The 14,509-nt window shown below is 39.1% G+C and carries 6 protein-coding genes; 1 reads left to right on the plus strand and 5 read right to left on the minus strand.

All coding sequences use genetic code 11. From position 1 onward, the window contains the following. Positions 1–91 precede the first annotated feature (91 nt). Positions 92–1,369, minus strand: a complete 1,278-nt coding sequence (locus tag PKC55_RS06545; RefSeq protein WP_324372365.1) for a glycoside hydrolase family 99 protein — start codon at positions 1,367–1,369, stop codon at positions 92–94. A 365-nt stretch (positions 1,370–1,734) separates the two neighbouring features. On the opposite strand from PKC55_RS06545, the gene PKC55_RS06550 reads away from it, so the two are divergent. Next, a complete protein-coding gene (locus tag PKC55_RS06550) occupies positions 1,735–4,266 on the plus strand; it encodes a Kelch repeat-containing protein (protein WP_324372367.1) in 2,532 nt (843 codons plus the stop codon). A gap of 77 nt (positions 4,267–4,343) precedes the next feature. Here PKC55_RS06550 and PKC55_RS06555 read toward each other — a convergent pair whose 3' ends face one another. From PKC55_RS06555 to PKC55_RS06570, 4 genes are all read right to left on the minus strand, one after another. Then, positions 4,344–5,213, minus strand: a complete 870-nt coding sequence (locus PKC55_RS06555; RefSeq protein ID WP_283686633.1) for an outer membrane beta-barrel protein — start codon at positions 5,211–5,213, stop codon at positions 4,344–4,346. Between the two features lie 9 nt (positions 5,214–5,222). Beyond that, on the minus strand, positions 5,223–10,784 hold the full coding sequence (locus PKC55_RS06560; protein ID WP_291123927.1) for a discoidin domain-containing protein: 5,562 nt from the start codon (positions 10,782–10,784) through the stop codon (positions 5,223–5,225). A 173-nt stretch (positions 10,785–10,957) separates the two neighbouring features. Further along, positions 10,958–13,498: a glycoside hydrolase family 3 protein gene (locus PKC55_RS06565; RefSeq protein WP_291123941.1), complete on the minus strand. Its 2,541-nt coding sequence runs from the start codon at positions 13,496–13,498 to the stop codon at positions 10,958–10,960. 303 nt (positions 13,499–13,801) lie between these two features. Beyond that, a complete protein-coding gene (locus PKC55_RS06570) occupies positions 13,802–14,506 on the minus strand; it encodes a DUF3823 domain-containing protein (protein ID WP_135104511.1) in 705 nt (234 codons plus the stop codon). Between the last annotated feature and the right edge of the window lie 3 nt (positions 14,507–14,509).

Here is a 14,509-nt window from a genome sequence, read left to right on the forward strand (position 1 = left end):
TTAACCTTTTAAATTTATAAAATTATCTCAGTTATTTTTCGTATAAAATCAATATAATAATACGCTATAAAGTATTATTCAAGAATATTAATTATTCTCTTTTCGGCATTTTGATACTCAATGGTTTTTCTTTACGCATCATTTTTGTTGCTTCTCCTGTAAGCCACAAATAGTGGTCGGATGGCATACCGTCCATACCTACAAACTTGGCTATATCACTTACCGGAGGATTGTCGCTACATTTGAATATAGCTGTACCTTCGTTTACCTCATCAAACATAGCTACATAAAGCATACTAGCCCCTGCATTGATAGCCGTAGATATCTGTTGCCAGTAAAAACGCCCGCTCTGACGCGGTATCGACCCGGAGGGTTTAATATCATCAGGGAACTCGAACCTACTGAGATTATGCCAGCTAAAACCGGGTGTAACACAAGGCACATAATCTATTTTGTTTTGCCTGCACCACTCTATATCTCCGATTATTAAGTCACGATAGCGATCCATATCATTGTGCAATAGAGGAGAAAAACGCTGGACAGTCCACGGAAGAACAATATCTGCCTTGCGTATAATTGTATGCAAGTAAGGATCGGGAAGGCAGTCTGCATTGAGTTCGCGCCAGAAGGTAGGAACTCCAAGCATTACACTACAACCTCCATATTCAGGATCATTTTTGAGAAAATCGATAAAACGATCAATACCGATATCACGAGTATTATAAGGCCTGTCGGGAAATCCGATACCCCATATCGCAACAAGCGGCTTACCATTAAAAAACAAGTATGTTTTATTTCCTTTCTGGTTTGTCACCTTTATAGAGTCAACCAAGTATTTCCAGTCTTCTATGAGGCTTGAGCAGTCTTCTCCCGACTTGCTGAGTCCCGAAAGATCGTACATGATAGCGATAGCACGTTGATACTTAGACGCTGCTTCAAATGCATTCTTGATAACTGCCGTTTGACCGCCTTGCCGTGCTTTAGCCTGAGCAGCACTGAAGAAGCGTTGCATAAAAACACCATCAACTCCATACTCCTGCATCCATTTGAAATGCAGATCAACTGTACTCTTATCTGTAGAACTGAAAAAGCGTGCAGTAGACCCATCGGCTAGTTTAAGCCCCGTAGGATATGTTTTTTCGTATTCTCGCATATCGGGCCACATATCTATGCGTACTTGTTTTTCGTCGGGATACATAACTCCATCCGCTGGAGCCCTAAACCACCCTTGGTACCCAGCCATGATCATTCCTTTGTAACTGGGATATGCAGCTGTTGGCGCATGCTTTCGCGCTTGCGCTAATATTCTACCCGAGGGGAGCGTCAATATTATTGCGGCAAGCACAAAAAAAATTCCTTTAAAATTCATTTGGTATTTTATTTAATTAATTGTTTCGTCTTTCTTTGCGATATCACTTAGCTACTACAATTCGTTAGGCGAATACATCTTCCCAATCGAGACAAGAGATGAAGGCATATTTCATGATATTTTTTACTTTACTACAAAAAAAAAGAGAGATACTTAAATTTACATAAACACGCCTATTAATTAAGAATTAAAATTCAGTTAAAATGCTCTTTAAAGATAAAAGCTATAAAAACTCCCATATTCCTTTATTTTTAAAATCACTTATTATAAAGTTCTCATAACTTATCATGAAAAAAATCATTAATTTTGTATATTACTTATTGGTTGTATTGTTCACACAAAGACCTTTTTAAATAAAAGCTTCCATGAAATACACACTCGCCCTATTTCTCCTGTTATTCAATATTGTCCAACCCTGCATATCAGATAATTCTGAGTACGGATTAAGATTTAAATCGTACGAGGTATTAGCAGCAGACCGGACAGGATTGCTTTTGGAAAACGGAAACTATATCGACATCAAAGACGAATTGACTCTGGAGTTTGATTTGAAATATGAGAATACATCTATATTATATGGCTCTACTGTAAAAATAATCAGCGAATCGAAATCCTCAGTAACTCTCGGATTTAGTTCGGGCAATAGTGGAAATTTTCCAATCATGGTAATTAATGATGAAATTATCCCCATACTAACAGATCTCAAACTAAACGAATGGTTTCACGTAGCAATAACGATATCAAACAAAGATCAATCACTAAAAATAAAGTATAAAGATTTTTCCAAAACTTTGACATTAAAGAAAGGAGATTGGAAGGAAGCCATTATCTGTTTCGGGAAGTCAAACCTTACAGGTTTTTCAACAGAAGAAGTTCCGCCGATGATCATAAAGGATATTAAGCTATCGCATGGAGATAAATTATTCAGGCATTGGATTCTAAAGCAGCACAATAAGACCGAATGCTATGATGATCTGAAACAAGCCCAAGCCACAGTAATGAGCCCCGACTGGATAATAGACTCTTACGCCAACTGGACCAAGCATTTTTCATTATCTACAAATAATAAAACATATATACAGTATGCATTCGATGCAGGAAGAGGTATTATATATTTTATTCCTGACAATAAACAGATTATTTCTTACAATGTAATCACCAACCAGCAAGATACTATATATGTAAAATCTGGAAGGCCTGCCAATATAAATACGAACCATGTTGTTTTTAACCCTAAAAAGAATGAACTGATTTCGTATAATCTGGAGGAAAAGTTTATATCTGTTTTTTCTTTCGAAAATAAAACATGGAGCAGCAACCGTGCACCTGCTTTAGAGCCGTCGTATTGGCATCACACGTCCGCTTTGTGGAATTCAAATTCCTCAATAATTACATTCGGCGGCTATGGGTTCTATCGATATAAAAACGATTTGACCGTGATCAATCCCGCCACCAATGAATGGAATACCCAACAACTAAATGTAATTTCCCCTCGCTATTCGTCGGCATCGGCAATCGTTGGCGATACATTGTACATTTATGGAGGAGAAGGAAACCAAAGCGGAAAACAGGAATTGACTTCTATCATTACCGCCGACCTTTATGCTATCGACCTGAAAACAATGAAAGTATCTCTATGCTGGGAATATAATAATTCTAATCATTTTCTGCCATGTGGAAATATGATCTATAACAAGGAAGAGGATTCATTTTTGGTTATATCAAAAGCTCTTGGAAAACAAATATTGCTAAAGGTGGCCAGAAAAAAACCTGTAATTGAAGAATTGGCCTATATAGACTCTTTGGAATTGAATGCTGATTACAATTTTTCGACTCTGATGAAGCCCGAAAAAGAAAACAAACTGTACGCTCTATTCTGTAAAGATTACAAAAGAGGCAATTCGGAAATCGATCTGTATAGCATAGCATATCCGCCTATAGCATCTGGCCAAATATTGCAATCGGCTAAAACCTCCGAGTCAAATGAGTCTAAAACAATATATATTGCAGCAGCTTTCGCTGTGATATGCTTAGTCGCAGGATACACCATTTATAGAAGAAAGAGAAAGAAGAAAGAGAAATCTATTCATTCCGCTTTCTCATTAACGGATGATCTTACAGAAGATGAATCCCTGATAAATAACGATGAAATATATTACGATCGTTCTCGTCAGGCTATTTCCCTACTCGGTTTTTTCAACGTAAAAGACTCTGAGGGTAAAGACATTACAGATCTCTTCACTCCAACACTAAAAAGTCTGGTACTTGCTATAATCTTAAATAGTGAAAATGGTCCCGGCATAAACAGTAAAGTGATAGATAGCCTGATATGGCCCGACAAAGATGAAAAATCGGCAAGAAACAACAGAAATGTATCCATGAACCGACTCAATCAGGTGCTAGAAAAGATTGGGAATGTGCAAGTACAAAACAACAATAGCTTCTGGAAGATAGCCATTGAAGACAACTCTATTTGCGATTATCTTGAGGTACTTAAATACATGAGGCTACCTCAAAAGGCAATAATGGAAGATACAGATTCCGAGTCCAAGCTATTGGAACTATTAGGTTATGGACAGCTCTTACCTTTCACTCAAGAAGAATGGCTGGACTCTTATAAAGCCACATATTCAGATTTTGCAATCGACTTCTTATTGGGCATACTTCTGCGTGAAATTAATTCAGGAAAAGCCAACGCTATTCTTAAGGCATCCAACCTGATTTTCTTATTTGACACACTCAATGAGGAAGCTCTTTTTGCGAAATGCAGGGTGTATTACAAACAAGGTAAAAAAAGTCTCGCTAAAAGTACATATAACAGTTTTTGCAAAGAGTATGCAACGCTGTTAGGCGAAAAATATCAAGTATCTCTGGCTCAGATTATCAGCAGTAATTAGTGTAAGGATAGAAATACTATAAAGAAAAGGCTGCCTGAAAATTACTTCTCAGGCAGCCTCTTTTACATTTATGAACATTAATAAGCAAATGCTAACTTTAATTTCACCCCAATAGATATTGGATACATTTTTTCGGTAAGCGCTTTTGTACCCTCTGCTTTAAGATACTTTGATGCAGTTATACTATTTACTTCGAAATCGGATGGATGTTGCTTATTATACCCCAACAAAGAACCCTTTTCTTTGTTTTTCCGCACATCGTTAAGTCCGTAATCACAGTATACACCCGAGTAAAGAGCTAGCTTATCGGTAAGCCTCCATTTATTTCCAACCTCGGCAGATAACATAAAAGACAGCTTCATATCCAAATCAGCTTTCTTCTCTGCCCCTGCAAAATGACCTATACCATTTACTTCATTATCTTTATCGATAAGAAGATCAATGTCGGCATAATAAGCAGTAGTAGACAAATTGGAAAGAGTAGTTGTATATTTTCCACTGACCGGTATTCCTATTTTCCCTCCAACGGCAGCATAAAAACCTTTCGATACAGATTGTTGGAATTGAACCATAAGAGGTATATTCAGGAATATAGCATTCTGCTTCTCTTCAACCGAATGAATGGAATATGCAAATCGAAATTCATCGTTATTAGCATCTATAGCATTATACTCATCAGAGATATTATCCATAAGTCCTTTCGAGTTCATAAAAGATAATTCGAGCCCGGTATTCAACGCCCAGTTTTCTGAGAGAAAGTAATTGTAACCCACCCCAACAGAAGAACCAAACGCCAGCTTATTATCTCCTTCATTTATTTTATATTTCAATGAAGATATTCCTCCAGTTGCAGAGAAAAACACTTCATGTTTGTTATCCTGCGAGCGTATGGCAAAACTGGTAAGTAATGCCATAGCCAACAGAATTGTAATTTTCTTGATTTTCATATATTATACTTATTTTGCTATTATCTTAAACTCTTCTTCAAAGCCACTCTTTGTTCGAAGTTTTACTATAAATGTTCCTGCTTTGGATAGTGTAAACTGTGTTACTTTACCTACCACAGGAATTGATTTTTCTAAACTTCCCGCAATAGTGTATACTTGTAGTTTTGCCCCTTTCAACATATCCTCATCCAAATCTGTTTCCAAACTGATTACTTCTAAAGCATTTACCGGATTAGGATATACCTTTGTTGACGAACTCTTAAGGAGTGCACTTCCCTGGCAGGTAGAAAAGCTTTTCCCGTCTGCTGTCGTCATCCTTACAGAATACAAAGCAGCTTTATCGAGAATGTCGGTTTCTTTACCTCCGGCAGAATAATATTGTTTGTTGGTTCCAATCTTTTCTCCATTTCTAAACCATTGGTAATCTTTGAAAACGTAACCTCCATTTGTAGCCGCATTATTATTAACAGCTAAGATATTGTTCCACTTCTGTACTACTATACTATTGAAAGGAATTGGCACTTCTACTTTCAGCGTATAGCTTTTGCTTGCTATACCATCTGCGGCAGTTACTGTGATAACCTTCTCATACAAACCCGGCTTTTTCACATCCATAGAGAAAGACTTGCCTCCACTTACTGTGGCTCCGATAGCAGGAATAACGGCCACATCGATCTTATCCGCTGAAGAACCACAATCTAAAACATAAGTATTCTCAATATTCCAATCATCACCATTTACCTTCAGCGAGCTTATGTCGGTATCTGAATACATATCGCTCAGATTAGGAACAATATATTTATCCTTGTCTGCATCTAACTTGTAGTAGAAAGCAACACTAAAATTATATAATGGATAATGTTTTCCATCAATAACATTCCCTGAAGCATCCATTGGTTCTCCACTTGTAGTAGGAGAATTGTTCCATGTTTTATGTTCGTAATTGAAGAATGCCTGATAGTCATCGCTATCGCGCAGATTTCCATGTCCTCGCAAGTTTCGCCCTGACAATGTAGCATCTACACCCGCATAAGTAACCTCGATAGCTCCATCCAGATTATTGGCACAAGTAATAAGAACACAATCCTGTTCCGATCCGTCTATCACTACGTTCTGAATGCTTTGCTCTACATCGTTCAGATAAATGTTAAATCCATAATTAGGCATTTCTAATAAGGTTTTGTTATCAAGTACCAATGGCAGCTTCGGAGCAATGTATTTTATACGTACTTGCTTTTGATTTCCTTCAACACGAGAGATTTCTATTGGTTGCAGTGGTGTAAAAGTTTCACCTAAAACCTTCGTTTTATATATCACCTTCCCTATCATTTCGCCGTACCAACGGTAACCATTTGCATCCAAGTGCCCTCCAACGTCTGTCATGGGATAAATGGGTCCAACACAAATAATATCACTATTTGCATTCGCAGCTTCCAGTTGTGCCATTCCTATTTCTAAGCTTCTACCTTTTGTATATTGAGCTCCTGCCTGATAGGTATAGAAGACCGGATTGTCAGCCTGCTGGTACTGTGCTTTAGCATCTGCTTGCATATTATTTTTTAGCGTCATAAGCAAATTCTTATATGTCGCTTTATCTCCCGATGCAGTTCCCTCGTGTCCATCAAGTCCTGCACCATACTCGTTGTAATAATTGAATTCTCCTTGCATGAATATGATAGCCGGACAAGAAATAGTACTGTTGGTTCTGTCAACAATCGTTTTTGCTTTTTCCAGAGCTGTGATATAATTATTATATAATACTTCCGAGCCTTGGTATTCTTTCGAAAGCTCTTCTATATTCTTTCCACTTGTTCCACTCGATGTTGCCAAAATACGATTTTCTTTACCCGTAGTATCATGTATTAACGGAACTTGCTTACGTAAATGATTGACAGCTCCGTGCAACGGACTCTCACCCAAAGCTGTACCATATTCGGTAGCTACTAAAGGGCTCAATGTGTTTAGTGCCTGATTTCCATAATTTATCCAGACTTGGCTTCCTATCATATAGTTTCCATCAAGGTTATCGGTAGACAGCTTATCCGATTCATGCCCTGTAGACAAGCTTTGTCCGTACATGATGTAATGCTCATAGTTGTGAGAGTTGGAGATCGGAGTCGTTGCATTTGTGTTATATACCCTAAATTCATGTATCGACCAGTAACCACCCGGATTAGTTCCTGTCTGAACAATGCGGATATATCTGTACTTCTGCGACTCAAACTTTATGATAAAGCTATTCGGGCTGCCATTACCTGTATGTATAGGGCTTCCCCATGTTGTACCGTCATTAGAGACATATACTTCGTAAGAAACAGGAAAATCATTCGGGCTTTTGGTACAGTCCAACACCAATTTATCAAACTCCTGTTCTTTTCTCATATCTACCATAAACCACTGTCCCGGAGCTTGGAGAGCTTCTGTATCCCATCGAGTTTCATCATTATAATCTATTGCATTCTGAGCCGCATTCGTATTATTCGATGCAGAAGCAATCCATCCTGTCATATCCAGAGGAACTTCCTCGGCTACTTCTTCAGACTTATAAACATAAAATTCGTGGATTGACCAGTACAAGTCTTTCGATCCTGTTTGGTTTATTTTTATATATCGTCCTTTTACTGTTTGGTCTAAGATAACAAACAACATGTTGCTATTTCCTTTTCCTGTAGCTACGCTATTCCACGAAGCCCCATCGCTTGACACGAGAATCTCATAACCTACAGGAAAATCTCCCGAACTGGCTGAATAATCAAGAATAATAGCATCAATATCTTTTTCTTCGTTCATATCTACCAAGAACCATTGCCCGGGAGCTTGAACCGCTTCAGTATCCCATCGGGTAGCAGGATTGCCATCCAATGCGTTTCTTGCGCCATTTGTATTATTCGATGCAGAAGCCGACCAGCCTGTACGATCGTAAACATTTTCGCCTGACAGCTTTGGAGAATGGGCAAGGTTATTTTTCCAAAGTTTCACATTGGCAGTATTAATTCCCGAAGAGTTTGTTATCGACGAAACGACTGACAATCCCGCTTCTCCTCCACCTATCAAAAGGTTGTTGACAGGCATAACAGATGAAGCCTGAAGGCTCAACTCTGAGCCGGAAGCTAATGAAGCCAATCCTGTTTGTCCGGGATGATGGAAATGTGCCGTTTGCATTTCTACCTTTCCTCCCGACAATGCAAGTCCTTTTGTTGGATTTCCCCAATAGTCTGAATTAAAGAAAGTAACCTTCCCTGTAAAGTTCGGGCTTGTTTCAATATATCGGCTATCGCTACCAAAAGCAACGATCTGGGTATTGATAAGATCAAAAGACTCGATTCCGCTTCCAACTACCTTGAATGCACTTATACTACCGTCTATACCCAATCCTAAAGATGAACCTTTGGCATTGTCATTCAGTATAAAGCCATTATGCCCTCCAAAGATAAAGTCGTTATATAAGCGTAAGTTTTCACACGAACCCACCTCTAAAAACTGAAGATGATTTGTTCCATGCACGTAAGAAGCGTCGATGAGATTTCCTTCACTACTCGGATTAGGAGAATTTGGCCAGCTTCCCCATTTCGATTCGCCACCGTAGGCATAAGCGTTTACATTCACATGTACATTTTGTACAATCCCGTCTTTGGAGTTGCCACCGACCTTTACACCGGATGTAAAGACATGTCCCATGACATAGTCTACAAAATGATTATCGCATTTGTAAGTAAACAAATCGAGAAATTTATCTGTAGCCCTTACCCCTATATTTATAACATACGTATTAGCTCCTGTAGCCTGGATACAATAAGGATATGATGGCATATTAGGTAGTAAACGTGCATCCTGTTCGGGATAATTAAACGCCAGTGCACGAATACCGCTATTTGAAGACAACTTAATAAATGGAGTTCCGTTCGGATTGCCTTTGTCTGCATAAACTTCTATAATACTACCTTTGCCAAGTGGAGAAGAAGGAATATCAGACGCCCCTCTTAGTTCTACCCCCGAAGGAATTGTCAGGTGTCCCAAGACTTTATACTTACCCGGAGGAAGAAAAACAATCCCTCCGCCATCAGTTCCGGCCTGATTCAAGGCTGTTTGTATGGCATTCGTATTATCAGTTGTCCCGTTTCCTATAGCATTGTATGGTGCAGCCGCAGCATTGTAAAGCACTTCTCTCGATGGCTTTCTGCTCTGATCCTGTATTTTTTCAAAGCTTGGTACTTGTGCCATAGAAACAGGCGTATGGTCTATTACATTTTCGAGAATAGATTTATTCTTGATATCAACCTCTTTCGAGAAACGATTTCCATTTAAAATAGACCTTGCAGCAATACCAATAGTTATCTGCGGCTTATCATTGTTGAAATCATTATTATTGGCAACAAGCGAACCTCCGCCGATGTTGATTGCACCTTTGCTTACTAACGACTGATTCAACAAAATTTTTGTCCCCGATGATTTATCCACTGAAATAGCCTCGGAGGTAGCTTCAATCTGAGAAGCTTGTATCTGAAATACTCCGCCTGTATTCGGTCTGAAAGAAAATCCGGTTTCACAATTTTGTATTTTCAGGTTAGAACACAAGAGACCTACATCATTCACAGCTTCTGCATAGACAGCTGTTTTACAATCCTTAAACGTCAAATCATAATAATGTCCGTTTGGAGTAAAACCTTCGCTGCCTGCCGACATCGAATAGCCCAATAGTATTCCTTTATTGTATTTTTCTACATGAACATACGTAGTATACGACCAGTCGTTCCTACGCATTACGATTCCTGTCCCATGCTCGTATATCCAGTTTGCAAAAGCGCTTCCGGCAGCAGGAGAGCCTGTCAACCCTGATGAGGCCCAATAACTTGGTGAGAAATCGATATTCTCAATTCGCCCTACATCACCTATATTATCTATTTCTACACCTACCGAAAGCGGTGTTCCATACATTCCATTTACAATAGGGCAGCCGCCTGTATTTGTTCTCGAATACATGAGCCCGATATATGAATTTACAAATGTCACGTTCTTTGCATTCGCAAAGTCATTACCCCAATAGCCGGGTTTTCCGAACAAAATAGATGGGGGATATGCAACTATATTATCGGGGTTCTGTTCGGGATACCAAATAGCGATATCCATAACAGCCGATGCAGATTCGAGAGTGAGCAAAGGCGAGCTATTCACATCGCCCCTACCGGCAAATCCCATAAGGATCGTACCACCTATCGGCTCTCCTTTCACAGGCTTTTTCCAATCGCCACGGAGAATAACTCCTTTAGGAATTATCAGTCCGCCATTGATTACATATTTGCCATCGGGCAGATAAAGAGCACCTCCACCCCATGTTGCTATGTCGTTTAAAGCTGTTTGTATCACAGCTGTATTATCGGTGACTCCGTCGCCCACAATACCCCTATCGGTAGCCGATAAGGCGGAAACAAAGGTTTCTAATTTAGGATACTGATCCGACCCCGAGGCCTTCCACGATTGTCCGTACAATGGACTATACACTCCAAGAATAAAGAGTATAATCCAAACAAGAGATTGTCTTGTAAACACTCTGTAATGTGAAGAATTTTCCATGATTGATAATGTTTTTGATAAAAAATTAGATTATATAGGCATATAAAGAGCGTGTAGACGGCTCTAACGGTTACGTTTCGAGCCGACCACTTTAATTGTTTACGACAATAAGCTCTTCAACAGTTTTTCTAAGAAATCAGTGCTTTCTGAAGATGAAAAGAAGCTACTGAAATCTATTTCGCTGGCATTAGATTATACTTTTCAGATAACCTGATATCGGAAGAAGACGCTCCAACCATAAATTCATATACTCCTTCAGGAACTACAAATTTTCCCAACTCTTCATTCCAATATCTCAACTGTTCTTTTTTGATTTCAATTTCAATTCTCTTTGTTTCTCCTTTCTTTATAAAGCTTCTTTTAAAACCTTTCAATTCTTTAATAGGCATTATTACTCCTGTTTCGGGTAACTTTACATATACCTGCGAAACTTCATCACCATCCATCTTACCGGTATTCTTCAGGTCGAAAACCAGATTTACGAATTCGTTATTTTCGGTCAGTCTAAGATTCTTATATACGAAAGATGTATAACTTAGACCATATCCGAAAGGATATAAGGGTTTCCCTTTGAAGTACTGATAGCCCCGTCCTTTGGTTACATCATAATCATCAAAAGCAGGAACTTCATTCAAGCTGCTATAGTATGTAAGAGGTAGTCTTCCGGCGGGATTATAACGACCAAATAATACCTCGGCTACAGCCTTTCCTCCCTGTTCGCCGGGATACCAAGCATTAACAATCGCCGGAATTTTGTCTTCCATCCAGTTGATTGCAAGAGAACTTCCCGCAACCAATACAACCGTAATATTTGGATTCACTTTATAGATTTCCTGTATAAATTCCATCTGATCAGCAGGCAAGTGTATATCGTATCGGTCTTGTCCTTCCCTTTCTATCGTTTTATTGATACCTAATACAGCAACTACCTGCTCGCACTCGCGAACTGCTTTACCCGCTTCGCCATACATATCAAGTCGCTGCTGTGTTCCTATAGTTGGTATTTTCCAGTAAAGCTTAGCAACAGAATTATCCCGATTATTAAAATATTCGGCTCTAAGATCATACTCCTTCCCTGCTTCAAAATAGTAAGTAATCGAGTCTGTAGTAATACTCCTTTCTTGCCAAGCATCTATGAGTTTTTCGCCATTGATAAAAAGACGAGAACCATCATCGGCAGTATAGTACAACGTATAATTTCCCGACACGGTGGGTTTGAGTTTCCCTGTCCAACGGATAGATAATGGAAATGGCGGAATAAAGGGATCGGGAGCCTGATTAGCAGGCTCAAAGTTTACCCATTCCTCGGTACGCACCTTCGGTGTACCCAATAGTTCCATATTTGTAAAATATTCCGATTTCAATCCTTGTGGAAAATAAGACGCAGATATCATTTCTTTTCCATCGGCAGCAGATTTCCATGGTGCATATACGATTTTCACATCCTTCCCTACCTGATCTTTTATTCCTTGCAATATAGAGATGGGGGCATTGGCGGGAATACCACTATAATCTCCGAACTCACTGTTACCGGCATTTATACCTACAACTGCTATTGATTTTATCTTTTTAGGGTTTAAGGGTAATGTCTTGTCTTTGTTTTTCAACAAGACAATACTCTGACGTGCCGATTCGAGAGCCAGTTCTTTGTGTTTTTCTGAACCTATAACCGAAGGCAATATTTTGCTGTACGGGTTATGGTCAGGGTCATCAAATAATCCTAATTTCATACGTGCCCGCAGCACTCTGTATGCAGCAGAATCGATGTCAGCTTGCGAAACCATATACTGATTGTATGCATTCAAAAGAGGTTGCATATATACATCATCGCCACACTCGAGATCAAGTCCGGCTTTGATTGAAAGTGTGGCTGCGGCTTCTTTTGTCTTTACATATTTCATCGCCGAAACCAGAAGACTTGGACCTCCACAGTCTGAAACAACATATCCGTTAAATCCCCAATCGTTCCTTAAAACTTTGGTCAACAACCAAGGATTTGCCGTACACGGAACATCATTAATGGCATTGTAAGCCGACATGATGGACGCTGATTTCCCTTCTCTTACACACATTTCGAAGGCAGGAAGATAATATTCCCTCAATTGCCTTTCCGATATCTGAGGATTCGCCGTAAAACGATTATGTTCTTCGTTATTTGCAGCAAAATGTTTTGGAGTAGCTACTATTTTCAGATAAGTGGGATCGTCTCCCTGCAAACCTTTTACAAATGCAGTACCTAAAACGCCCGACAAATAAGGATCTTCACCATAGGTTTCGGGAGTACGCCCCCAACGTGGGTCACGAGCCATATTCACGGTAGGAGACCAAAATGTAAGAAGGTCTGTAAAGCGTTCTTTTTGAAGCCTACCTTGCTCCAGTTGATTCCATCTCGCACGTGCTTCGTCAGAAATGGCTGTTGCTATCTGATAATTCAACTCTGGATTCCACATGCTGGCAAGTCCTATAGCTTGCGGAAATACGGTGAACCGTCCAGGGCGTACCACTCCATGAAGAGCCTCATTCCCATGATAGTATTTAGGAATTTCTAAACGCGGAATACCGGGCGAAGTGGCGGTAAGAAGGCTTATTTTTTCTTCTATCGTTAGTTTTGACAATAAGTCTATGATACGATCGTGCATAGGAGCTCTTTCGTCTCTGAATAATTGCTCTTGCTGTGCACATAATGGGATATGACTAACAAGTACAAGCCACATGATAAACAGCAGTTTACCATAACGTTTTCTAAAAAATATCATGCTTTATAATGTTGAATTATTTGTTAAATAGTTTTATAAACAGAGAGTATCAGAGCTTGTTCGGTTTCGGTCTATTTATTTGATTAAAACAACGATACAGAGAAAATATATTTTGTATACTTCTGTACCGTTGTTACTTCAACCTTTTTTACCTAAATCTACATTATTATATACATCGACTCCCATCTATAACTTTTTCTATTTTTTTAAGGCTGTCAGAGAAGTGATTTTTGAACTTCTCATGACAGCCTCTTATAATCATTATGGTATTGTTATTTCTTTAATCTCAGAATAATTATATCCCTTTACGATAGGATCTGCAACACGTGCTCCGGCTCTGAGGTAGAATTTGCGCCCCGACTTAAGCCCGTCGATAGTCATAGAATGCTCGGTTGCATAGATCGTAGCATTAGTCATACCTTTCAGGTCTAGTTCGTTTCGGCCGTAATCGCTTATGTATGCACCATTACCCACAAAGGATGTATTGTTTACAAAAACCTTCGCATCGGTAACCTGATACATATCCACCTCGCTCGAAATCTTGAACTTGACAGTAGCAGAAGTTCCGTTCTGAATGATGTCTGTTATTTCGAGATGTAAATATGGTTCAACAGTGAAATCTTGAGTTACTGTACCTTTGATATCTATTTCTACCGGATCGATGGGAACAAAAGGGCCATTTTCTAAAGTAACTCTGTAGTGTCCTTTGAAAATCATGGAATTGAAATATGTTCCATCCTGCTTATTCCCAAAGTATTGAGGGGTTGGAGTATCACTCCAGCTCAATTCTTCGAGCTTGATACGCATATGCCCTGTTTCGGTCATCATCGGTTTTCCCGTAAATTTGTCATAAACAGTCCCTTTGAGCGTTTCTTTCGGTGAATCAAAATCATCAATATCTGTCATACAAGATGTAACAGTGAATGCGATTGTGATGAAGAATAAATATTTAAATATCTTTTTCATAAC

This window comes from Dysgonomonas sp., from assembly GCF_035323175.1.
Classification (GTDB): domain Bacteria; phylum Bacteroidota; class Bacteroidia; order Bacteroidales; family Dysgonomonadaceae; genus Dysgonomonas.

Coding starts and splice junctions, on each gene's coding strand:
- PKC55_RS06545 (WP_324372365.1), bottom strand. CDS start 1,369: ATGAATTTTAAAGGAATTTTTTTTGTGCTTGCCGCAATAATATTGACG.
- PKC55_RS06555 (WP_283686633.1), bottom strand. CDS start 5,213: ATGAAAATCAAGAAAATTACAATTCTGTTGGCTATGGCATTACTTACC.
- PKC55_RS06560 (WP_291123927.1), bottom strand. CDS start 10,784: ATGGAAAATTCTTCACATTACAGAGTGTTTACAAGACAATCTCTTGTT.
- PKC55_RS06550 (WP_324372367.1), top strand. CDS start 1,735: ATGAAATACACACTCGCCCTATTTCTCCTGTTATTCAATATTGTCCAA.
- PKC55_RS06565 (WP_291123941.1), bottom strand. CDS start 13,498: ATGTGGCTTGTACTTGTTAGTCATATCCCATTATGTGCACAGCAAGAG.
- PKC55_RS06570 (WP_135104511.1), bottom strand. CDS start 14,506: ATGAAAAAGATATTTAAATATTTATTCTTCATCACAATCGCATTCACT.